This is a genomic window from Trinickia dabaoshanensis, from assembly GCF_002879885.1.
Taxonomy (GTDB): domain Bacteria; phylum Pseudomonadota; class Gammaproteobacteria; order Burkholderiales; family Burkholderiaceae; genus Trinickia; species Trinickia dabaoshanensis.
The window spans coordinates 1-22,555 of record NZ_PNYA01000004.1 but is presented as its reverse complement, the minus strand read 5'-3'; the positions used below and the strand labels follow the sequence as shown (position 1 = coordinate 22,555).

The following is a 22,555-nucleotide window of genomic DNA, read 5'->3' as shown; positions in this document are numbered from 1 at the left end:
CCATGAGCCCGGCGTTTCTCATCACGGTGTTGCTGTGGCTCTCGGTGGCGGGGCTCGCATTCGCCGTCGCCAAGCGCTCGGCGTACTGGCGGCTTGGGCGCGCGACCGCACCCGGTGCGTTCGGCGTGTCCAATCTGTTCGCCATTCCCAAGCGATATTTCGTCGATCTGCACCACGTCGTGGCGCGCGACCCGTATATCGCGAAAACCCACGTCGCGACGGCGGGCGGCGCGATCGCCGCGCTCGCGCTGGTATTCGTCAACTACGGTCTAGCGATCTATTCGCCGTGGCTCGATAAGCTGATTTTCCTTGCGGCGCTCGCGATGCTGATCGGTGCGGTATTCGTTTGGCGCCGCAGGCAAGCGCGCGACGTGCCGGCGCGGCTTTCGCGCGGCCCTTGGAATACGTTGCCGTGGTTGCTGGGTTCGTTCGCGCTCGGCCTGCTGCTCTTCACCGTCGTACCGGCCGGTGCGATGTCGCGGGCGTTCGCCGTCGTCTGCGCGGTGCTGATCGGCATGGGCGCCTTCGCGATGACGCTCGGGGCAGCGAAGGGCGGCCCGATGAAGCACGCCATCGCGGGATTGCTGCACCTTGCCTTTCATCCGCGCCAGGAGCGGTTTTCGGGTACGAGCGCGGCCTACACCGGCAGCGGCGATGCGACGCCCCCGACGGCGCTGAAGGTGCCCGATCTCGAGCACCGCGAATACGGCGTGGCCAGGCCGGTCGAGTTCCGTTGGAACCAACTGCTCAGCTTCGACGCCTGCGTCCAATGCGGCAAATGCGAAGCCGCGTGCCCGGCGTTCGCCGCGGGGCAGCCGCTCAATCCGAAGAAGCTGATTCAAGATCTGGTCGTGGGGATGGTGGGCGGCACCGATGCGGCCTACGCGGGCAGCCCGACGCCGGGTATCGCCGTGGGCCGCCACGGCGGCGGCCCGGGCGGCCCGATCGTCTCCGGGCTCATCGAGTCGGACACGATTTGGTCGTGCACGACCTGCCGCGCCTGCGTGCAAGAGTGTCCGATGCTGATCGAACACGTCGATGCGATCGTCGATATGCGCCGCAACCGCACGCTCACCGAAGGGGACATTCCCGGCAAGGCGCCCGAAGTCCTGGCCAACTTGCGCGAGACGGGCAGTGCCGGGGGCTACGATATCGCCGCGCGCTACGACTGGGCGGTCGATCTGAATGCGCGCGTCGCCCAGCCAGGCGTTGCCGTCGACGTATTGCTGATCGCCGGTGAAGGTGCATTCGACATGCGCTATCAGCGCACGTTGCGCGCGCTGGTCAAAGTGTTGAACAAGGCGGGCGTGGACTTCGCCGTGCTCGGCGGCGCCGAAGCCGATACCGGCGACGTCGCGCGGCGTCTGGGCGACGAAGCGACGTTCCGCGCGATGGCGGGGCGCATGACGGCCACGCTGGGCGCACTCAGTTTCAAGCGCATCGTCACGGCCGATCCGCACGTCATGCATAGCCTGCGTAACGAGTACCGCGCGTTCGGCGTGCGCTACGAGGTTCAGCATCATACGAGCCTCATCGCCGAACTCGTGCAATCGGGGCGCGTTTCGCCGAAGGCTTCCGCGGCCTTGGCCGACAAACGTATCACCTATCACGATCCGTGCTACCTCGGCCGATACAACGGCGAGACCGAAGCGCCGCGGCGCGCGCTCAAATCGATCGGCATCAAGGTGATCGAGATGGAACGTCACGGCATGCGCGGCCGTTGCTGCGGCGGTGGCGGCGGCGCGCCGTTGACCGATATCCCCGGCAAAGCCCGCATCCCCGATATCCGGATGGGCGATGCGCGCGCGATCGGCGCGGATGTGGTCGCCGTCGGATGCCCGAACTGTACGGCGATGCTCGAAGGCGTCGTGGGTCCGCGCCCCGAGGTGCTGGACGTCGCGGAACTCGTTGCCAGCGCGCTGGAGTGATAAGTCAATGAACACCGTCAAACGAATCGATCCGCGGCGCCCCTTCGTGATCGCTGCATCGGGCCTCCGGCGCATTACGCTCGGCGACGAGCGATCGGCCGATGCGAGCGATGCTGCCGTGTTCGCGGCCCTGCGCGGCGCCCACGCGCCGGCGCCTAAGCCGAAGCGAGTCTATCGACCGGGCGGGCGCACGCTGTTGGCCGTTGCTCACAGCGACCGTGGCGCACTCGACGAACATGCGCGCCAGGCTGTGGCCGCCGCGGCGATCCTCGCCGATGCGCAAACGGAAGTCGTCTTGCTCGTCCTCGGCGAGCTGACCGACGATGCGGCTGCCCTCGGCGCGGACAAGGTGATCCACCTGCCGTCGTTGGCGAGGCCGGTGTTTGCTCCCGAGCAAGCACTCGCCGCGCTGCGCGATTGCGTGGCAGCGTTTTCTCCCGCGCATGTGTTCATGCCCGATAACGCGACGGGCGACGGCGACTTGGGACGCCGGTATGCGGCGCAGGCGCGCGCGAGTATCGCGACGCATGTCGTCGAGATCGATGCCGAGCACGTCGGCTGCTACGTGGATGCGGGTCGTTCGTTCGCCACGCGCAGCTTGCCCGACGTGATCCTGCTCGAGTTCGACGCCGTATCGGCCAAGCTGCCGTTCGTCGGAGCGGGCGAATCCGTGGCGTTGGATACAAGCGGCGCCGCTCAGCCGCCGCACGCGGTGGGGCGGTACGGCGATCGCGGCACGGCTCAGCTCGACGCCGCCGAAGTTGCGCTCGAGGAAGCCGATTTCATCATCTCCGCAGGCAACGGCGTGACCGACATCGCGGCGTTCGAGGCGCTGGCCCGTACGTTGGGTGCGGCGGTCGGTGCGAGCCGCGTGGCGGTGGACAACGGACATTTCACGCGCGACAAGCAAGTGGGCGCGACGGGCAAGACCGTCAATGCGAGCGTCTACATCGCCTTCGGTATCTCGGGCGCCGTCCAGCATTTGCAAGGGATCAAGGATTGCCGCCACGTGATCGCGGTGAACTTGGACGCGAGCGCGCCGATCGTGAAACGCGCGAACTTGACAGTGATCGCCGATGCGCAATCGACGATGCGTGCGTTGACGGATACCGTCGGGCAGGCCAAGCAAAGCGGCCACAATCAGGTCGGGGCCGTCGCGGGTACCGACGTTCGTGAGGGGATGGCGGCATGAAAGCACAGATGAAACTGGATCGGATCGCCGTGCTCGTCTCGGTGGGGCGCCATCGCGTCAGCGGGGTGTCCTGCTATAGCCGAAACGATGCATGCGCGCTCGACATCGCGCGTACGCTCGCGCAAGCGAACGGCGCCACGCTCGAAGTGGTTCACGCGGGCGATCCCTCGAATCTCGCGCTGACCGACTACCTGGCCCTGGGCGCGCCGCGCGTGGACGTCTTGACCTGCGCCGACGGCGACGATGCCGCCGCATTGCTGGCCGATCGCCTGCGCGGCGTGCCGCTCGTCCTGACGGGCATGCGCGCCGAGGGCGCATACGACACCGGCACGCTGCCTTACCGGGTGGCGGATGCACTCGGCTACGCGCTCATCGATGCCGCGCTTGACATGGCGATCGAAGGCGAGCGCGTATCGGTGACGCAGTTCTTACCGAAGGGTTTTCGCCGCCGTCTCGACGCGGCGCTGCCCGCCGTCGTGACCGTGCATCCGCAAGCCGCGGCCAAGCCGCGTTATGCCTATGCCCGCACCGTGGAGGGTTCGATCGAGCCGCAACGCACGGTTTGCGTTCGCGATGCCGATGCCGACGCCTGGCAAACGGCCCCGGCGCAGCGCAAACCGATCAAGCTCGCCGCCGCCGAGAAGCGTTCCGGGCACGCCCGGATGCTGACGGCGACGACGACGGAAAGCCGTGGCGGAAACGTCGTAATTGAAGGGACTTCGGTCGAAAAAGCACAAGCCATCCTAGGGTATTTGCGGGAGCATCGACTCGTCGATTACTGAATTCGCAAACACGAAGCACTTAAAGCAAGTAAGCATCCGGAGCAGATATGACCGTATCCGTAGACATTCGCGCGCTCATCGATCGGCGCAAACAAGGTTACAGCCTGGAGGCGCCGTTTTATCTCAGCGAAGAGATTTTCGCGCTCGATATGGACGCGATCTTCCGCAAGCACTGGATTCATGTCGCGGTCGAGCCCGATATTCCCGAGCCCGGCGATTATGTGACCGTCGAGTTGGCCGGGGAATCGGTTTTGATCGTGCGCGACGACGATATGTCGATCCGAGCGTTCCACAACGTCTGCCGGCACCGGGGCGCGCGCTTGTGCAACGAAGAGCGCGGCACGGTGGGCAATATCGTCTGTCCCTATCACAGTTGGACCTACAACCTGAGCGGCGCGCTGATGTTCGCCGAGCACATGGGCGAGAAGTTCGATCGCTGCAAGCACAGCTTGAAATCGGTTCACGTCGAAAGCCTAGGGGGCCTGATTTTCGTTTGCCTGGCGGACGAGCCGCCCACCGATTTCGCGATGATGCGGGCGGCGATGGAGCCGTACCTGCTGCCGCACGATCTGCCCAGTTGCAAGATCGCCGCGCAAGTGGACATCATCGAAGAGGGCAATTGGAAGCTCACGATGGAAAACAATCGCGAGTGCTACCACTGCGTCGCGAATCATCCGGAGCTCACGATTTCCCTCTATGAATACGGCTTCGGCTATCAACCTTCTCCGGCCAACGCCGAAGGGATGGCCGCGTTCGAGCGCACCTGTGTCGAGCGCGCGGCCCAGTGGGAAGCGATGAGTCTGCCGTCGGTGGAGATCGACCGCTTGAGCGACGTCACCGGTTTTCGCACGCAGCGCTTGCCGCTCGATCGCAGCGGCGAATCGCAGACGCTCGATGCGAAAGTGGCGTCGAAGAAACTGCTCGGGGAATTCAAGCAGGCCGATTTGGGCGGGCTCTCGTTCTGGACCCAACCCAATTCCTGGCATCACTTCATGAGCGATCACATCGTGACGTTCTCGGTGATTCCGCTCTCGGCCGGCAAGACGCTCGTGCGCACGAAGTGGATGGTGCACAAAGATGCGGTGGAAGGCGTGGATTACGACGTCGAAAACCTGACCGCCGTGTGGAACGCGACGAATGCCCAGGATCGCGCGCTCGTGGAGTTCTCGCAGCGCGGCGCGGGCAGCAGCGCCTACGAGCCGGGGCCGTATTCGCCGTACACGGAAGGGCTCGTGGAAAAGTTCTGCGATTGGTATATCCGGCGCATGGGCGCCCACGTCGGCGCTTAGCGATACACGAGGCACGACATGATGCGAGACGCGCACACTTTCGAGCTGCAAGACGGACGCCTTACGCGGCCCGCATTTTGGAGCGCCCCCGGCGAGCCGTGGACGAGCGATGCCGAGGAAACGCTCGTTTGCTGCCAAGTTAGGCAGGAAACACATGACGTGAAGAGCTTTTTCTTCATGTCGAGAGCGGGGCGGACGTTTGCGTTCGAGCCAGGGCAGTTCATCACGCTCGAATTGGAGATCGACGGCGAGACGATCAATCGCTGCTACACGATCTCCTCGCCCCCCACGCGACCCCACACGATTTCGATCACGGTCAAGCGCGTGCCCGGCGGGAAGGTGTCGAATTGGCTGCACGATAATCTGCGCCCGGGCGATTCGGTGCGCGTGCTGGGGCCGGCCGGAGAATTCACCTGCGCCCGTCATGCCGCCCGCAAGTACTTGTTCCTATCCGCAGGCTCGGGCATCACGCCGCTGATGTCGATGAGCCGCTCGCATCACGAGCTCGGCGAAGACCGCGATATCGTCTTCGTGCACAGTGCTCGCACGCCGGACGACATCATCTTTGCGCGCGAACTCGATCTGATCGCGGCGAATCAACAGCATTTTCGAACGTCGTTCGTCTGCGAACGTGTCGGACAGCGCACCACGTGGCCCGGGATCACCGGCTTCCTGACGCTGCCGTTGCTGCGATTGATCGCCCCCGACTTCATGGAGCGCGAGATCTTCACGTGCGGCCCCGCGCCCTATATGAAGGCGGTGCGTGACATGCTGGCCGAGGCCGGTTTCGACCGCGCGCATTATCACGAGGAGAGCTTCTCCTTCGATGCGCTGCCCGCCGCCGAGCAGGCGGCGGCGTTGGAGGGCGCGAACGTGCCGGCCGGCGAGGCGCAAGCGGAGGGTGCAACGTCGTATTCCGTGACGTTTGCGAAGATGCGCCGCGATATCGAATGCGGCGGCCACGAACACGTGCTCGACGCCGCCAAGCGCGCGGGCGTTCGTCTTCCGGCATCGTGCACGCAAGGGATGTGCGGGACGTGCAAAGTCAAGCTCGTGTCGGGCCAGGTGGATATGCGCCATAACGGCGGTATCCGTCAGCGCGAGATCGATCAAGGCATGGTGTTGCTTTGCTGCAGCAAACCGCTCAGCGATCTCGTCGTGGACAAATAACGACATGCGCGCGTCGCTCGCGGACAAACGCATGTCGGAAACCGCACTCACGGGCGATTTATGGCTCATCATTCTAAAGCCTGTGACACCCGCGCCGCGGACGATGACCAGGAGAGACCATCATGAACGTACGTAGACGATTGCTGGCAACCGTAGTGCTCGGCATGGCGCTGACCAGCGCCATTCCCGCGCTAGCGGACGGCAAACCCACCATCAAGATCGGCTATGTCGAGGGCTGGGACGACAGCGTCGCCACCTCGAACGTGGCGGCGCAAGTCATCGAGACGAAGCTCGGGTATCCGGTCAAGCTCGTGCCCGTCGCGGCCGGCGTGATGTGGGGCGGGGTGGCACGCGGGGATTTGGATGCGACGCTGTCGGCTTGGCTGCCTGCCACGCACGCTGCTTATTGGGAACAATATAAGTCGAAGGTCGAAGACCTCGGCGCGAACTTCAACGATGCGAAGATCGGGCTCGTCGTGCCGGTCACCGTGAAGGCCGTTTCGATCGCGGATCTGGCGTCGCAAAAGAGCGACTTCGGCGGACGTATCGTCGGGATCGATGCAGGCGCCGGCGTCATGAAGAAAGCCGACGACGCGATCAAGGCCTACAACCTCGACTACCAATTGATGCCGAGCTCGGGCAGCGCGATGACGGCCGAGCTTGCCCGCGACATCCACGCGGATAAGCCAATCGTCGTGACTGGATGGGCGCCGCATTGGATGTTCGCGAAGTGGAAGCTGAAGTTTCTCGAAGATCCGAAGAAGGTATTCGGCGGTGCGGAACACGTGGACAGCGTGATCAATCCGGAGCTTCAAAAGAAGGCGCCGCAGGTGGTCGAATTCTTGAAGAAATTCCAGTGGAAGCCGGGCGAGATCGACGGCGTGATGCTCGCGGCTCAAAACGGCACGAAGCCCGTGGATGCGGCGAAATCGTGGGTGTCGGCGCATCCCGACCGCGTATCCGAATGGACAGCCGATGTGAAGTAACGTCGGGCCTACAGCAGTGTCCCTACGGGGCGCACGGTCGTCGAAGACCGGTGCGCCCCGGTTTTTTGCGGGTGCGCACGCGCAAGAGGCTTCGTTCGATGCTCGCTTACTGGAGCACGACCGTGCGTTCGCCGTTAATGAATACGCGCCGTTCGATGAACGCTTTGACCGCGCGGGCGAGCGTAATGCATTCGACATCGCGCCCCACGGCCAGCAGCCGCTCCGGGCTGTGCGAGTGATCGACGCGCTCGACCGATTGCTCGATGATGGGTCCTTCGTCGAGATCGTCGGTGACGAAATGGGCCGTCGCGCCGATGAGCTTCACGCCCCGGGCGTGGGCTTGGTGATAGGGCTTCGCCCCCTTGAAGCCCGGTAGGAACGAATGATGGATGTTGATGGCGCGGCCGGCGAGCTTGCGGCTCGTGTCTTCGGAAAGAATCTGCATATAGCGCGCGAGCACCATCAACTCGGCGCCGGTCGTCTCGAACAAATCGAGTAGCCGAGCTTCTTGCCGGGCTTTCGTATCGGGCGTGAGCGGCAGATAGTGGAAAGGCAAGCCGTGCTGAACGGCCATCGGTTCGAGCGTCGTATGGTTCGACGCAATGCCGACGATATCCATCTTCAGCTCGCCCATGCGCCACCGGAACAGCAAATCGGCCAGGCAGTGTTCGAGCTTGGACACCATGAGCAACACTTTGGGCCGCACGTTCGCATCGTGGATGGCCCACTTCATGTCGAAATCGGCGGCGATCGGAGCAAACTGCGTTTTGAGGCGATCGATATCGAGCGGTGTGTTCTGCGCGCTCGCGCCGTGAAAGACGCAGCGCATGAAAAAGCGTTCGCTGAGGTCGTCGTCGAAAACGGTGAGCTCGTCGATGTATCCGCCATGCCTATCGAGCAGCGCCACGACGGCGGCCACTTGGCCCGCGGCGCTCGGACAAGCGAGGGTGAGCACGAATTGGTGAGAACGATCGGGAGTGGACATGAAGGTAGCCTTGGTTCTTCGATGAAAAGCGCGTGATCGAACCACCACGCGGCTCATGCAGTAGACCAGGCCAGATTTCCCGCCGATAGAACCGAATCGCCGCGCCGATGGTATCGGTACGTCAGCCGCTGTCGCGCGCAAGCCGGAAGCGGGCGACGGCTTGATCCAGGCGGTGGCTTTGATCTTCCAGCGAGGCCGCCGCGGCGGACGCTTGCTCGGCGAGCGCCGCGTTGCGTTGCATCGCCTGCTCCATATGCGCCACCGACGTGTTGACCTGTTCGATACCGATCGACTGCTGCTCGGAGGCCAAGCTGATCTCGGCGATGATCGTGCGCACGCGCTCCACGGCGTGCGCGAGTTCGCTCATCGTGGCGCCTGCTTCGCCCACGAGTGCGCTGCCGCCGTCCACCCGTTGCGTGGAATCGCCGATCAGCGTTTTGATTTCTTTCGCCGCCGACGCCGAGCGTTGCGCCAGATTACGAACTTCCGCGGCCACGACCGCAAAGCCGCGGCCGTTTTCTCCGGCGCGCGCCGCTTCGACCGCCGCGTTCAGCGCGAGGATATTCGTCTGAAACGCGATGCCTTCGATGACGCCGACGATGCCGGCGATTTGCGCAGAGCTCGTCGAAATCGCGTTCATCGTGGAGACCACGCGGCCCATCGCATCACCGCCTCTGAGCGCGATCTCCGCGGCGCTGCCGGCATACGTGCGTGCGTTGCGGGCGTTCTCCGCAGTCTGACGCACGGTGGCCGTCAGTTGCTCGATGCTGGCCGCCGCTTCTTGCAGCGACGCGGCTTGCTGCTCGGTTTGATCGGACAATTCCATATTTCCGTGGGCGATCGCGCGCGCATCGCCCACGATCGATTCCGTGCTCGCGCGCACTTGACTCACCGTCTGCGCGAGGCCGGCTTGCATCTGATTGAGCCGAGTCAGTAGATGGCCCATTTCGTTCATGCGCGCGATCGATACGGTATGAGTCAAATCGCCTTTAGCGATGCGCTCGAAATGGTCCACGGCTGAATTGACCGGCGTAACGATCGCGCGTGACAGTGCACGCTGGGTCGAGACGCCCACGGCGATCGCCAGCAGCGCCGCCGCGCCGAGTACCCATAACGCTCGGTGAAAGCGCAGATCGGCGGCCTCGAATCGCGCTTTCTCGCGCTCCACTTGCAGGTTTTCCAGCGCGGCGATGGCGTCTTGATAGGCCGAGAACAGCGCCGGCGGCGCCTCGCGTTGCGTCGAAAGAAAGTCGACCATGTTGTCGGCGTCCAATTGCGAGAGCGCCTTTTGCACGGTTTGACTCATGAGGGCTTGCCGTCGGGTCAGCAATACGTCGAGCAGGTCTTTCTCCACCGCATCCGGGCGATGCAACTGCCGGTACGCGGCCAATTCGTCGTTACTCTGCGCGAGCAATCGATGCAAGCGCGCGATTTGGGCTTGCGCCGGTTGGCCGGCGCTGATGAGTTGCTCGACTTCGCTCAGGCCGCCGCGCAGCACGAGCAACTGTTCGGAACTCGTTTTCAAATGAAGCAATGCGGCCGTGTCGTCGCGATACATGGCGGCCAGCGCGGCGTTGCCCGCTGAGAGCATCGCGATCGCACCCGCGATGACGAGTACCAGCAACGCCGTGTAGCCGGCGATGGCGGCGGCCAGGCCGCCTCGAATGGACAACGAGATTCGCATGACGTTTGCTCGCTTGCGGTGCGCCCAACGGCGGGCGGGCGCCGGTGCGCGTGCGAAGACGGCAGACGGCGACGTGAGCGCGCAAACTAGCGGTGAACTAGCGGCGCTTACCGCGTGAATATCGGCAGCCGAAATGAGCCGCTATAGCCGGCAAGCGACGGCGGTCTGAACAATTGCGACAGACGGTTCGGGCGGGAGCGTGCAAGGCACGCCGGGATGGACATAATTGTCGGTGGCAGGCAACTACAGAAAATCGTAGTCGTGCCGAGGCGGTTAAATAGAATTACTCCTCGACTGAACGTCGAAATGCATCGACGGAGATCATGGCTGCCGCATTGGCCGGCGCCGGGCGTTCCGCCGGACGAAATACGGCATCGCCGCGGCGGATCGCCCGGCGCGAAACGATGCAGGTTCCCGAAGCATTGGCCGAGCGGCGGCGCCAGCGTTGCTCCCCGTAGTGGCAACGGCCGGGCTCAACCCAACGAATGATTAGCGTCGTGTCGGATTGTTCGAGAATTTCGATTTGGACGCGGCTTACGTCTATAGCGTGAGACTTTTTGGTCCTCATAGCAGCTCCTGGACTCGAGCTTTCTAAATGTATTCGGGTCCGGCCAGGATCGCTATCGTTATATCCGTAGAAACACAATTCTCCAAATGGAAATAATCGAACTCGGCTTACGTCAATTTGCACAAATCAGTACACATTTCTGCACCTTCGCGTGATAGTGCGTTCGCCGACGGTAACGACGCATGTCGCGCGGTACTCAAAAGCGCCCGGCACGATAGGGCGCCGGGTCGGTGAAAGGCGTTGCCCCGGTCATCATTTCGGCGAGTAGCCGGCCCGTGACCGGGCCCAGCGTCAAGCCGTGATGGGCGTGACCGAATGCGAACCATAGGCCGCGATGCCGTGGCGCCGGCCCGATGACGGGGCGCATGTCGGGCGTGCAGGGACGCAGCCCGAGCCAAGGTTGCGAATCCAGGCGTTGCCCGAGCCCGAAAGCGGGACGCGCAAACGCTTCCGCTCGGGCGAGTTGGATGCCGGTCGGCGGGGCCTCGCGCGCGGCGAGTTCTATGCCGGTCGTCAAGCGTAGGCCGCGTTGCATGGGCGCGATCACATAGCCTTGCTCGCGGTCCAGAATGGGGCGGCCGAGCGGCGCCTCGCGCGTCGCTTCGTAGTGCATGTGATAGCCGCGCTTCGCTCGCAGCGGAATGCGGTAGCCGAGCGGCTCGAACACGAGATCCGACCAGGGGCCGAGTGCAACGACGATTTCCCGCGCGCTGATCACCCCGTTGCTGGTTCGTACCGTCCAGGCATCGTTTTCAGCGCGCACCGTGGAGGCCTCGCCGAGCAAAATCTTGCCCCCGCTCGTTTCGAACAGCGCCGCATAGGCTTTGGTGAGGGCGCCGGGATTGGTGACGCTCTCGGGATCGCGCCAGTGCAGACCCGCGCAAAACGCATCGGCTAGTGCCGGTTCGCGATCGCGCAGTGCCGCGCGATCGAGCGTGTCGAGGCTCAAGCCTTCAGCGCTGGCCAATTTTTCCGCGCGTTTGGCGGCGGCCGCATATTCGCCAGGCGTCCTGAATGCTTCGATCCAGCCACCGTGACGCACGAGGGTGGCCGCCTCCACGCCGGCGCGGGCCACCAACGCATCGTGTTCTTCGACGCATCGCTGAACGAGCGGCAGCATCTCGCGCGCCGCGGCCGCGAGCCGCTCGGGCGACGATTCGTGCCAGTACCGTGCGAGCCATGGCGCGAAGCCGGGCAGCGCCTTGTAATCCCAGTACAGATCGGTGGAGCGATTGCGCGCGTACCGCAGCAGCGCGCCTAGGCTGCGCGGGAAAGCGTAGGGCACCACGGCCGAGCGCTCGATGAGCCCCGCGTTACCGAAACTGGTCCCTTCCCCGGGCGCACCTCGATCCACGAGCGCGACGCGGCGCGAACGGTCTTGCAGATGGATGGCGCAAGACACGCCGACGATGCCCGCCCCGAGAACGACGACGTCGAAATCCATGGGATGTGGTCCGGTTCGATTGATTGAGGCATTCAGCGCGAGAGGCTGCGGCGCGCCGCGGCGGCGAATCAGACGAGCCGGTCGGCCAGCAAGCGCTTGGCTTGCGCGTTGTCGCTCGTCGCGATCGTGACGATGCAACTGTCGGGTTGACGGCTCACGGTGCGCATCATGCGAATGTCGAGGTTCGCCTCGGCCAGCTCGCTTGCCACGCGCGCAAGCGCGCCCGGTACGTTTTCCACCTGCAACGTCAGGACCTCGTCCGACATGACTTGGCAGCCGGCGCGCGTCAGGACGGCCATGGCGGCGGAAAGGTTGTCCACATCGATGTGCAAGATCGCGTTCGTGCCGACGGCTCGGCCGTCCATCGCCGCGACGTTGACGCCGTTCGTCGCGAGCAGGCCGGACAGTTCGGCGATCAAACCGGTCCGGTCGGTGGTGATCACAGTGAGGGAATTCATGCGTGCCCGGGCTCCTGGGTTGACGGGGTATTCGTGGGGTTGCCGTTCTCGCGTGGCTCGCGCTCGGCAATCATATCGTTCACGAGCGCATCCACTTGGGCGCGCGTGACGTTGGGCATCACGATCAGATGCGATTGTTCGCCCTGCGTGGCGAGTTGCCAGCGCGCCTTGAGCGCGTCGCTGACCTTCGGAAACACGACCGTGAGCGCCTGCGCGTTACGCCAAGCCGGGATGCCGGCGGCCTTCATGCGAGCCTCGGCATAGGCGGCGAGTTCGAGCGCCGCGCCCGCGCGCCGGCGCAGCCCATCGATGCCGAGTTCCTTGAGCCGATACCAGAGCACGAGCGGCGTGAAGCCGTTGCGCGAGCCGGTGATCGTCGTGTCGAGCGAGCCGATATAGCCGATCGAACGCGCGATGCGCTCGACGTGGCGCTTACGTGCGATCACGATGCCGCAGGGCATCGGCGAGCCGAAGAACTTATGGCCGCTGATCGAGATCGAGTCGGCACCGTCGGCGAAATCGAAAGCCGGGCGCGGATCCAGAAACGGCGCGAAGCCACCGCACAGCGCGGCATCCGAATGAATGTAGTAGTCGCGGATCGCGAAACGGCCCAGCAAGCCTTTGATGACGTTGATGTCGTCGCGGGCTTCGGTCATCGTCGTACCGATATTGGCGAAGATGATGGCCGGTTTGTCGCGATTGATGCGCAGCGTCTCGGCCAGGTCCTCGTAGTCCATCTCGCCGTTGGCTTGACTGCGGATCGTGATCGACCGAAGACCGAGGAAATGGATATTCTTAGCGACCGAGTAATGCGTGTCCTCGGAGAAGTAGACGATGCCTTTCGGCAGCAATTCGCGGGCGAGATAAAGACCGTATAGGTTGCCTTCGGTACCGCCATTGGTGACGTAGCCCCACACCTCGCCGGCCGGTGCGCGCAGCAGGTCGGCGACGAAGCCGACCACCTCGCGCTCCAACTCGCGTGTGCCCACCTCGAAAGTGGAATCGACGAACGGATCGCCGAGGTTGTTGAGGGGAAAGCGCAGAAAGCGCTCGAGCGGCCCCATCTCGAAGTCTTTGGAGACGGGATAGCCGAGGAAGCGTTCCGTAGCCTGCTCGAGCGATTGATAGAGCGCGTCGAGCCGACGGAGGTCATGTTCGGTAAGCATGATGCAGACACTTCTAGTGGTGGACGATACGCCGCATGCGGCATCGATTCTGTCGCCGATGCACCATCATGAGGCGCGTGCATTCTAACGCCAACGGAAGGTGGGAAAGAAATCCGGGGCGAGAACGGTCAGTCGAGTTCGGCGTCCGGCACGAGTAAGACCAGATCGGTGTCGGCCGTCGCCACGCACGGCAAGATCCAGCCTTCGGCTTTTTCCTCCTTCGTCAGCCCAGGCCACTCGATGCGATACGACACGCTGCCGCTCACGAGCTTGCACATGCAGGTGCGGCAGGTGCCGTTGCGGCACGAGCGCGGAAGTCTTACGCCGCCGGCAGTGGCGGCCTCGAGTACCGAAAGGGGGGCGGGCGCCTCGAATGAGTGCCCGTGAGGCTCGATGCGAACGGCTCGCGGCGCGGCGGGGTGAGTCATGACGAGCGAAAAGCGCAATGGATGAGTTGAGGGGAAGGCCCTTGGTGTCAGGCGAGCTTACCGCAACCGACGACGGCCGAGCGATGTGCAGGGCCCGCTTTGCCGATAATGGTCGGTGCAAAGGCGGTCCAAGCGGACGATTCGCGTACGCCGGCCAAAGGGTTCGGACTCCTATCTATCGGCATGTCTCGGTTGATGAGCATTTCCTCATATCAAAGCCCCTGCGACGCAAGGAAAACTTGCTCGCTGCCGCAAACGTTCTAAAGTAAATGCAATCGGCGGGGGGCGGTATGCTTCCGCCGTGAAGCCCGCGCTTCCAGCAAGAAGGAAGCACTCCCACTCGGCGCGGTCATCGGCGTGTCTTCGTCACGGCAAAGGCGAACCCCATGCAGATCAGTTTTCCTAAAGAAGCGCCCGAGTACTCGGGGCGCGAGCTTAAAGTGGCATTTCCGGCGCTCGTCAACGGCGAGCGTATCTGGTGCAGCATCACGGCGGAAGCGCTCGAGGACCATTTCGGCGCCGCTTCGCCGCGGCTCGAGGACATGGTCGGCGCGTTCGACGCACACAGGACCCGTATCGAGGCGGCGACGCGCAGGTTGCTCGCCGAGACGAGCGCCCAATGCGTGACGCTGCGCAGCGGCTACGTCAGATTCTACGAGGCGAACGCGCGCGCCTAACGGCGCCGAAGGTCGTTGCCTCGAAGCTCGCTCGCCGTAAAAACGACGAAGCCGCCCCAGGATGGCGGCGGCTTGGTGACTTGCGCCCGGCGCGCATCCGCCGCCGTCAGCCGCCGCCCAAATAGAAGAAGCGGAACAGGAAGATGGCGGCGATGATCCAGACGATGGGCTCGACCTGCCGGGCCCGCCCCGTGAAGAGCTTCAGGCCGGCATAGGTGATGAAGCCGAACGCCACGCCGTTTGCGATCGAGTACGTGAACGGCATCATCAGCGCGGTCAGTACGGCCGGTACGACCTCGGTCGCGTCGTCCCAAGGCAAGTCGGCCAGTTCGCGCAGCATCAAGCACGACACATAGAGCAGAGCGGGTGCCGTGGCATAGCCGGGCACCACGCCCGCCAGCGGGGCGACGAATAGGCACGCGAGGAAGAGCGCGGCGACGGTGATCGCCGTCATTCCGGTGCGTCCGCCGGCCTGCACGCCCGAGGCGCTTTCGATGTATGCGGTGGTGGACGAGGTACCGAGCAGCGAACCTGCGAGGATGGCCGTGCTATCGGCGAGCAAAGCCTTGTTCAAACGGTTCATTTTCCCTTCGACGAGCAACCCGGCGCGGTTGGCCACGCCCATCAGCGTGCCGGTGGCATCGAACAATTCGACGAGGAAAAACACGAGGATGACGTTCAAAATGCCGGTGGAAAGCGCGGCACGGACGTCGAGATGAAACAGCGTGGGGATGATGGAAGGCGGTGCCGAAACCACACCGTGAAATTGGTTGCCCGCGAAGAAGAACGACAAAACGGTCACCGCGAGGATGCCGATCAAGATCGCACCGCGAACGCGCAGGGCGTCGAGCGTGACGATCGTAAAGAACCCGATGGTGGCGAGCACCACTTCGGGTTTGTGCAGATCGCCGAGCGTGACGAGCGTGGCCGGATTGCCCGTAATGACACCGGCCGTCTTCAGCGAAATGATGGCGAGGAACAGGCCGATGCCGCCCGTGATGGAGGCGCGGATGGATCGCGGTATGCCGTTCACGATCATTTCGCGCACGCCGATCAGGGTGACCACCAAGAACAAGCACCCCGAGACGAAGACGGCGCCGAGCGCGGCTTCCCACGAAAAGCCCATGCCTTTGACGACGGCGTAGGCGAAGTACGCGTTCAGTCCCATGCCGGGCGCGCAAGCGATCGGGTAGTTCGCGTACAGCCCCATGATCAGCGTTGCGATGGCGGCCACGAGGCACGTTGCGACGAATACCGCGGCTTTCGGCATGCCGGCATCCCCAAGGATCGCCGGGTTCACGAAGATGATGTAAGCCATCGTCAGAAACGTCGTGACACCGGCAAGAATCTCCGTCCGGAAATTCGTGCCGGCTTCCTCGAAGCCGAAGTAGCGCTTTGCCGATTCCAAAAACGGAAGGGCTTTGACTTGTTCCATTGAGTACCGTCTCCTATCGAATGCGCCGGCGGCCGCTACGCTCAACGCTGGCGGCCAATCCGCGGACCAGCCGCACAGTGTAATAGCGCGCCTGCGCGGACGCCAGCGCGCCACTTGCGGCAGGGCTAAGCGGCCGTGGGCGGCTCAACGGCGGGTAAGCAGGGTATTGAGCAGATCGATGGGGAGCGGGAAAACGATCGTGGAATTCTTGTCGGCGGCGATCGTTGTCAGGGTTTGCAAATAGCGCAAGTGCATCGCCTGCGGTTCTTGCGCCAGCGTTTGCGCTGCCTGTAATAGTTTCTGCGAAGCCTGAAGCTCGCCGTCGGCGTGGATGATCTTGGCGCGGCGCTCCCGCTCGGCTTCCGCTTGCCGGGCGATCGCGCGGATCATCGACTCGTTGATGTCGACATGCTTGATTTCGACGTTCGAAACCTTGATGCCCCAGGCGTCCGTTTGGGCATCGAGTGTTTTCTGAATATCGGCGTTGAGTTGCTCGCGCTCGGCCAGCAGCGCATCGAGTTCGTGCTTGCCCAATACGGCGCGCAGCGTGGTTTGAGATAGCTGGCTGGTCGCTTCCATGAAACGGGCGACTTGAATGACGGCCTTTTCCGGATCGACGACGCGAAAGTACACGACGGCATTGACTTTCACCGAGACATTGTCACGGGTGATGACGTCTTGCGGCGGCACATCGAAGACGATCGTGCGTAGGTCGATACGTACGACTTGCTGCACGACCGGCATGATTAGGACGAGGCCAGGGCCTTTGACTTTCCAGAAACGGCCGAGCAAGAAGACGACGCCGCGCTCGTACTCGCGAAAGACGCGAATGGACGAGGCGACGATGACGATCACGATTAGAAATAGGATCGTGCCGAAGCTAAATGTGAAACCGATCATGGCGATACTCCTCGTTGTTTTGGTTCTTCGGCCGATACGACCTCGAGCATGAGCCCCTGCCGGCCGGTAACGCGCACGTGCGCGCCGGCCGCGAGCGGCGCGCTGGCCCGTACCCGCCAGCGCTCGCCGTGAATACGGGCCCAGCCGACGCTGACGCCCGCGGCTTCGCCTTCGGCTGGGGCGAGCGCGGCGTCGATGATTTCGCCGCCGCTGCCGACGAGCGCTTCGCCGCCGCTGACCACGGGCCGTCGCCGCGCGCGGTAGGCGAAGCTCGAGACGAAGAAGACGAAAACAGCGCCGGCGGCCGTGATGGCGGCGATTGTCGGCAACGGGACGCCGTAGCCGGGCTGGTCCGTGTCGATCAGCATGAGCGCACCGGCGGCGAACGCGACGATTCCGCCGAAGCCGAGCGTGCCGAAAGTGGGCAGAAAGGCCTCGGCGATGAGGAACGCGATGCCGAGAAAAATCAATGCCAGGCCGGTATAGCTGATCGGCAGCAATTGCAGCGCGAAAAGGCCGACCAACAGGCAAATGGCGCCCGCCACGCCCGGCAGGACGAAGCCGGGATTGGCGAATTCGAAAAAGAGGCCATACATCCCGATCGTCAAGAGGATCAGTGCAACGTTGGGGTCGGTTACGACCGCAAGAAAGTGGCTGCGCCAGTCGGGCTCGAACGTGACGACTTGCGCGTGCGCAGTCGCGAGCTTGTGCGGGCCGGTTGCCGTTTCGACGACTCGGCCGTCGAGTTTAGCCATTAGATCCGGCACATCGCGGGCGGTGAGATCGACGACATTTTGCTCGAGCGCTTCCTTGGCGGAGAGGCTGACGGCCTCGCGGACCGCTCGCTCTGCCCAGGCGGCATTACGTCCGCGCAGTTGGGCCAACCCGCGGATGTAGGCGGCTGCGTCGTCGATCTGCTTGCGTGTCTCGGTCGATTGCGTATCGGTAGCCGGGGACGATGCGGCGCCCTTGCCGGGCTCGTTCGGGCGTTTCGGCTCCGGAGCCGCTAAACCCGGCGCACCGAGCTGGATCGGCGTGGCCGCGCCGAGGTTCGTGCCGGGGGCCATGGCTGCGACGTGACTGGCATACACGATGTAGGTGCCCGCGGACGCGGCCCGCGCCCCGCCGGGCGCGATAAAGGCGGCGACGGGAACGGGGGACGCCAAAATGGCTTTGATGATTTGCCGCATCGAGATATCGAGCCCACCGGGCGTATCCAACTCGATGACCGCCAATTGGGCCTGTTCGTTCGCCGCTCGGGTGAGCGAGCGTGTAACGAAATCGGCGCTGGCGGGGCTGATTGCCCCGACGACGGGAATGACGACGACTTTGCCGACGGCTGTGGCGGCATTCGCGATTGCCGCGCAGGCCAAGAAGGCGATCAAACCGGTTGCGCAATGAGCAAGCCACTTACGCAGCCACGTGTGCGGGCGCGCGAGGCGAGTCGATGCGAGTCGCGGCAACGGATGGGTTTTCATCGTTTTCAGCCGACGCATGCGATTGCGTCGCCGCCGGCGGAACAGCCGCCTTAATACGAAAAGCTTAGGACGATTTGCGCTCGTTCGCTAAATGCTGCCGCCTCGAAAACCGGTGTTTGCAGTATATTTTGGTTCTTCTAATGTTCTTACCCTTAATGATGTCGCCGTCCGTCGACGAACTTCTTACGCTCGATGCGCTGACTTTGCGCGAACACACAGAGCTGGCTGGCGTTCCGTTCGAGCTCAGCGAGCATAAGGCGATGCTCGAGGCTTCGCTAGCAGTGAGCGAAGTCTGCGCAGTGCGACGGGAAGGCAAACTCGTCGCTTACGCTATGCTCCGCCCGGATTCGGGCGAGCAATGGTTCGTCGGCGCGTTCGGTACGCATCCTTCATATCGCACCTCCGCGGTGATCAGCGAATTGATCGCGAAGCTCGCCGTGCTGGCAAGCCAGCGAGGAATCCGCGAATTGACGAGCCATGTCTACAAAACGAATCGGCTATCGATTGCGTTTCATCGGAAACTCGGATTTCAAACGATGCGTGAGAATGACCGCGCGCTGGAATTTCGTGCCGCGATAGAGGAATTGGCGAAACGGCCGGCCGTCAGGCGGGCGATGGCGGGCGCTGCATCGTTATCGGAGCGCGCCATGAGCGCTGGCCTGCCAGCGGATCTTGAGCGGGCGACGTACACGGCCGGTGGACTAGCTTGCGGAACCCGCCCTTGACTCGCGGCACCGTCGTAAAGGTAGGCGCCTTTATCGCGCTGTTGACGCTCCTTCTCGGCCTGGCCGTTCTGTCGCGCGACGTCTATCCGGCGCCTGGCCTTCCAGCGCTTCGGCTCACCGTTGCCTGCGCGCTCTTCGCGGCGCTCGCCTGCGTTTGGCTGCTGCGCGGGCTGCGACGGCCGCTGGAGAATCCGTTGATCCATGCGTTCGGCTCAGTCGTGACTGGCGCTATCGCGGGCGTATTCCTGGTTCGCTTGACGACGGATGTGGTCGTGGTTCTGACGGCACACCGGCCGCACACCCAATCGACCGCTTATGTCATTACTGCGGGTTGGAAAAACTGCAGATTCGGCGTCGCATTCGAGGATCCCGTCCTGCGCGCTCGCATGACGGTCTGCGGAACTCGCTGGAGGTTGGCGGCCACGCCTCAGGCGGGCGTATTGCAAGTCGCCGAACTCGCGGGCCCCTATGGCGTGGTACTCCGGCAGATCACGACAGATGCGGTGGGGGGCCGATAACCTCGAATCACGCCATCGCGTTGCATGCGTCCGCGCAGTTGTTACAGGCTTCGACACAGTTTTCGGACGAGTCCATTTCATCGCTCCAATACTGTTGTGTCGACACCGGCGCTTGGCCATTGCGACTGGCAGGCGAGCCGCGAACTACTGCGTCTCGCCTGCCAGTCGCGGCGTCCCCATCTTGAACCAGGCTTTCGCGATTTTCCCGTCGGCCACTTCATAGATCGCTAGAACATCGATTTCCCCCGGGCCTTCGGGAAACGTTCGCGTCACGCACTCCTGGTCGACGACCATATTGCCCACCACGGCGCGGTGAATGAGGCGGCCGAACAGGTTCGATTCCTCGAATCGCTTGACGTGGCGCTCGCGGATTTGCGCCGCGCCGCTTGCGAGCAGGCGGGAGGGGAATTCGTAATACTCGCAATCGTCAGTCCACCATTGCATGAACGCATCGATGTCACGCGCGTTGTAGGCGTTCAGTTGCTGTTCGACGGGGAATGCGGCCGAATCTCGTGCGTAGGTTCGATCGTTCATGTTCGATGGTCGCGGTTACGTTCGTGACGTCAGACGTACCGGCTGGGCTGGCCCGAGGACTGCGATCGCTTGCCCGAATTACGCCTTTTTGACGAATTCCGATTTCAGGCTCATTGCGCCGAAGCCATCGATCTTGCAATCGATATCGTGGTCGCTATCCACCAATCGGATGTTTTTTACCTTGGTTCCCATCTTCACGACGCCTCCCGAACCCTTCAATTTCAAGTCCTTGATGACGGTCACGGTGTCGCCGTCCTGCAAGACGTTTCCGGCCGAGTCGCGATAGACCTTGGCTTGCGCCTCGGTTGCGGCGCTTTCTTTGGGCGACCATTCGTGTGCACATTCGGGACAGACGTAGGCGCTCCCATCTTCATACGTAAACTCGGAATTGCAATTCGGACAGGGCGGCAGTGCGCTCATGTTTGATCCTAGATAGCTTGAGGCGGTCATGAAAGGACGGAAGTATACGCGCACCGGTGGACCGACTCGCGCGATCAGCGGCGCCTTCTTTACGCCTGTCATCCGACGCGGATTGCCAAGATGCTCGCTCACTTCGCTCCATCCTCAGCCGTCATCGTCGCGATGCTCATCGTGTGTCTCGTCATGGTCTTGGCGTTCGAGGCGAGCAATGGGTTTCGTGATTCGTCGAACGCCGTTGCCACGGTCATCTATACCCATACCTTGCAACCGGTACCTGCGGTGGTGTGGTCTGGGATCATGAATCTGGTGGGCGTACTCGTGGGCGGTATCTCCGTCGCCTATGCGCTCGGCGATATCTTGCCGCCGGCGCCGGGCGGGAATCAAAAGATCGATCGTCCCGAGTGGGTCGTCAACCACTCCAAAGCCAATGTGCCCGCGAGCGAGTTGCCGTTTGCATCGAGCCCCGGCGACCAAACGCAAACCGCCATCTCGCCGGGCAGCACGGCCACGACGCCGCCGCCGACCCCGCTCTTGGCCGGGAGCCCGACGCGGTAGACGAAGTCACCGGCTGCGTCATAGGTGCCGCACGTGAGCATCAGCGCGGACAGGCGCTTGGTCGAACTCGGATCGAGGATGCGCTCTTGCGTGGCGGGCGATACGCCGCCGCCCGCTAGGAACAGCGCGGCACGCGCGAGCTCGACGCAATTCATCTCGATCGCACATTGACGGCAATACGCATCGACGACCGTTTCGGGCGGCATCTCGAGATTGCCGAAGCTCGCGATGAAATGCGCCATCGCGCGGTTGCGCTCCGCATGTTGCAGTTCCGATTGCGCGACGCGCGAGTCGTAATCGATGTCCGATGCGCCGGACAGCCTTCGAACGAATTGCACGAGCGCCGTTTCGGCCCCGACGAAGCGCCGGCAGAGCACATCGGTCACGACCAGCGCGCCGGCGTTGATGAATGGGTTGCGCGGCAGCCCGCGCTCCGTCTCGAGTTGTACGAGCGAGTTGAAGGCCGTGCCCGACGGTTCGCGTCCGACGCGCTGCCAAAGCGAGTCGCCGAGCAATTGAAACGCGAGCGTGCAGGCGAAAAGCTTGGAGATGCTTTGGATAGAGAAACGCTCGTGCGCGTCGCCCACGGTGAAGACGTCGCCGCCTAGCGTGACGACGGCCATGCCGAAGCGTTCGGCGGGCACCTTGGCGAGCTCGGGTATGTAATTGGCGACTCGACCTTGGGTTCGCCAGGGCTCGATGTCGCGATAGATCTGCTCGAGGATGAGCGGGTAGTTCGGCTGATGATTCATTGGGTGTGTTGTGGACCGATAGGCTTGCGAGAGGCCTGTCCGCGCGCATGGCATCCATCTGCATATATATAGGGCGCGCGGAGCCCCCGTATGGAACCCGCAAGCGGGCATTGTCGTCAAGCGTATTGGTCGAGCGTACCGGCTTGGCCTCGGTATACGAGGGTGGCGCCGGTGCCGAGATGCGTGCGAATGGGTGCTGCAAAATACCGCTTGCGCGGTTCGAAGAAGCCGCCTAGAATTGCGCCCTTTCGTGCAGTCAACGTGACTGAGCGAAGAGAAGCGAGGCCTTACGCGGTGCGGTTTTCCGCGAGGTTTTCGTCAACGGTTCGATAGCAAGCAGATGCAAGCGACGCTAAAAAAACTGTTGACGAGATGCAAAAGGTTCTGCATAATCTCGTTTCTCTGCTGCTGACGCAGCAACGCAAGACGGGCGGTGCTAAAGAAGAAGTTGTTCTGGCGCTGTCGACGGTTGAGCGACGCG

General features: G+C 63.2%; 22 protein-coding genes and 1 pseudogene. 10 read left to right on the top strand and 13 right to left on the bottom strand.

What is annotated here, in order from left to right:
• Window positions 1-2: 2 nt before the first annotated feature.
• From C0Z18_RS05400 to C0Z18_RS05375, 6 genes are all read left to right on the top strand, one after another.
• Window positions 3-1,928: a (Fe-S)-binding protein gene (locus C0Z18_RS05400; protein ID WP_102644370.1), complete on the top strand. Its 1,926-nt coding sequence runs from the start codon at window positions 3-5 to the stop codon at window positions 1,926-1,928.
• A gap of 7 nt (window positions 1,929-1,935) precedes the next feature.
• Window positions 1,936-3,120, top strand: coding sequence for an electron transfer flavoprotein subunit alpha/FixB family protein (locus C0Z18_RS05395; protein WP_102644369.1), 1,185 nt, complete (start codon window positions 1,936-1,938; stop codon window positions 3,118-3,120).
• Window positions 3,117-3,902 carry a drug:proton antiporter gene (locus C0Z18_RS05390; protein WP_102644368.1) on the top strand — a complete coding sequence of 262 codons (786 nt, stop codon included), beginning with the start codon at window positions 3,117-3,119 and terminating at the stop codon, window positions 3,900-3,902. Before C0Z18_RS05395 ends, C0Z18_RS05390 begins: the two co-directional genes overlap by 4 nt.
• 47 nt (window positions 3,903-3,949) lie before the next feature.
• The gene (locus C0Z18_RS05385; protein ID WP_102644367.1) at window positions 3,950-5,191 is read left to right on the top strand and encodes an aromatic ring-hydroxylating oxygenase subunit alpha; all 1,242 of its coding nucleotides are present in this window, start codon (window positions 3,950-3,952) and stop codon (window positions 5,189-5,191) included.
• 18 nt (window positions 5,192-5,209) lie between these two features.
• Entirely contained in the window at window positions 5,210-6,361 is a 1,152-nt protein-coding gene (locus C0Z18_RS05380) for a hybrid-cluster NAD(P)-dependent oxidoreductase (protein WP_102644366.1), read from the top strand.
• Window positions 6,362-6,483: 122 nt separating this feature from the next.
• A complete protein-coding gene (locus tag C0Z18_RS05375) occupies window positions 6,484-7,347 on the top strand; it encodes a glycine betaine ABC transporter substrate-binding protein (protein ID WP_102644365.1) in 864 nt (287 codons plus the stop codon).
• Between the two features lie 106 nt (window positions 7,348-7,453).
• Here the strand turns inward: C0Z18_RS05375 and purU are convergent, their stop codons facing one another.
• The 7 genes from purU to C0Z18_RS05340 form a co-directional block, all read right to left on the bottom strand.
• Window positions 7,454-8,332, bottom strand: a complete 879-nt coding sequence (gene purU / locus C0Z18_RS05370) for a formyltetrahydrofolate deformylase (RefSeq protein ID WP_102644364.1) — start codon at window positions 8,330-8,332, stop codon at window positions 7,454-7,456.
• A 121-nt stretch (window positions 8,333-8,453) separates the two neighbouring features.
• The gene (locus tag C0Z18_RS05365; protein ID WP_102644363.1) at window positions 8,454-10,016 is read right to left on the bottom strand and encodes a methyl-accepting chemotaxis protein; all 1,563 of its coding nucleotides are present in this window, start codon (window positions 10,014-10,016) and stop codon (window positions 8,454-8,456) included.
• Window positions 10,017-10,299: 283 nt separating this feature from the next.
• Window positions 10,300-10,584: a DUF3331 domain-containing protein gene (locus C0Z18_RS05360; RefSeq protein ID WP_102644362.1), complete on the bottom strand. Its 285-nt coding sequence runs from the start codon at window positions 10,582-10,584 to the stop codon at window positions 10,300-10,302.
• Window positions 10,585-10,780: 196 nt separating this feature from the next.
• A complete protein-coding gene (locus C0Z18_RS05355; RefSeq protein ID WP_102644361.1) occupies window positions 10,781-12,028 on the bottom strand; it encodes an NAD(P)/FAD-dependent oxidoreductase in 1,248 nt (415 codons plus the stop codon).
• Window positions 12,029-12,096: 68 nt separating this feature from the next.
• On the bottom strand, window positions 12,097-12,486 hold the full coding sequence (locus C0Z18_RS05350; protein WP_102644360.1) for an ACT domain-containing protein: 390 nt from the start codon (window positions 12,484-12,486) through the stop codon (window positions 12,097-12,099).
• Window positions 12,483-13,652 carry a histidine decarboxylase gene (locus tag C0Z18_RS05345; protein ID WP_102644359.1) on the bottom strand — a complete coding sequence of 390 codons (1,170 nt, stop codon included), beginning with the start codon at window positions 13,650-13,652 and terminating at the stop codon, window positions 12,483-12,485. The genes C0Z18_RS05350 and C0Z18_RS05345 overlap by 4 nt, the downstream gene beginning before the upstream one ends.
• Window positions 13,653-13,780: 128 nt before the next feature.
• A complete protein-coding gene (locus C0Z18_RS05340) occupies window positions 13,781-14,080 on the bottom strand; it encodes a 2Fe-2S iron-sulfur cluster-binding protein (protein WP_102644358.1) in 300 nt (99 codons plus the stop codon).
• A 386-nt stretch (window positions 14,081-14,466) separates the two neighbouring features.
• Here C0Z18_RS05340 and C0Z18_RS05335 point away from each other — a divergent pair, with 386 nt between their 5' ends.
• Entirely contained in the window at window positions 14,467-14,757 is a 291-nt protein-coding gene (locus C0Z18_RS05335; protein ID WP_102644357.1) for a DUF1488 family protein, read from the top strand.
• A 106-nt stretch (window positions 14,758-14,863) separates the two neighbouring features.
• Here the strand turns inward: C0Z18_RS05335 and C0Z18_RS05330 are convergent, their stop codons facing one another.
• From C0Z18_RS05330 to C0Z18_RS05320, 3 genes are all read right to left on the bottom strand, one after another.
• The gene (locus tag C0Z18_RS05330; protein WP_102644566.1) at window positions 14,864-16,165 is read right to left on the bottom strand and encodes an NCS2 family permease; all 1,302 of its coding nucleotides are present in this window, start codon (window positions 16,163-16,165) and stop codon (window positions 14,864-14,866) included.
• A 171-nt stretch (window positions 16,166-16,336) separates the two neighbouring features.
• Window positions 16,337-17,092 (bottom strand): slipin family protein, encoded by a 756-nt coding sequence (locus tag C0Z18_RS05325; RefSeq protein WP_102644356.1) that lies wholly within the window; start codon window positions 17,090-17,092, stop codon window positions 16,337-16,339.
• The gene (locus tag C0Z18_RS05320) at window positions 17,089-18,570 is read right to left on the bottom strand and encodes an NfeD family protein (protein WP_199189395.1); all 1,482 of its coding nucleotides are present in this window, start codon (window positions 18,568-18,570) and stop codon (window positions 17,089-17,091) included. Before C0Z18_RS05320 ends, C0Z18_RS05325 begins: the two co-directional genes overlap by 4 nt.
• Before the next feature lie 140 nt (window positions 18,571-18,710).
• Between C0Z18_RS05320 and C0Z18_RS05315 the strand changes: the two genes are divergently transcribed.
• Window positions 18,711-19,295: a GNAT family N-acetyltransferase gene (locus C0Z18_RS05315; RefSeq protein ID WP_233217098.1), complete on the top strand. Its 585-nt coding sequence runs from the start codon at window positions 18,711-18,713 to the stop codon at window positions 19,293-19,295.
• Window positions 19,292-19,813: a hypothetical protein gene (locus C0Z18_RS05310; RefSeq protein ID WP_146013937.1), complete on the top strand. Its 522-nt coding sequence runs from the start codon at window positions 19,292-19,294 to the stop codon at window positions 19,811-19,813. Before C0Z18_RS05315 ends, C0Z18_RS05310 begins: the two co-directional genes overlap by 4 nt.
• 144 nt (window positions 19,814-19,957) lie before the next feature.
• On the opposite strand, the gene C0Z18_RS05305 is transcribed toward C0Z18_RS05310, so the two are convergent.
• The gene (locus tag C0Z18_RS05305) at window positions 19,958-20,347 is read right to left on the bottom strand and encodes a nuclear transport factor 2 family protein (protein WP_102644353.1); all 390 of its coding nucleotides are present in this window, start codon (window positions 20,345-20,347) and stop codon (window positions 19,958-19,960) included.
• Between the two features lie 78 nt (window positions 20,348-20,425).
• Window positions 20,426-20,767, bottom strand: coding sequence for a zinc ribbon domain-containing protein YjdM (locus C0Z18_RS05300; protein ID WP_102644352.1), 342 nt, complete (start codon window positions 20,765-20,767; stop codon window positions 20,426-20,428).
• A 120-nt stretch (window positions 20,768-20,887) separates the two neighbouring features.
• Here C0Z18_RS05300 and C0Z18_RS33880 point away from each other — a divergent pair.
• Window positions 20,888-21,109 (top strand): annotated as a pseudogene (locus C0Z18_RS33880) (inorganic phosphate transporter); the annotation flags it as partial.
• Between the two features lie 38 nt (window positions 21,110-21,147).
• On the opposite strand, the gene C0Z18_RS05295 reads toward C0Z18_RS33880, so the two are convergent.
• Window positions 21,148-22,074, bottom strand: coding sequence for a glutaminase (locus C0Z18_RS05295; protein WP_102644351.1), 927 nt, complete (start codon window positions 22,072-22,074; stop codon window positions 21,148-21,150).
• Window positions 22,075-22,555 lie beyond the last annotated feature (481 nt).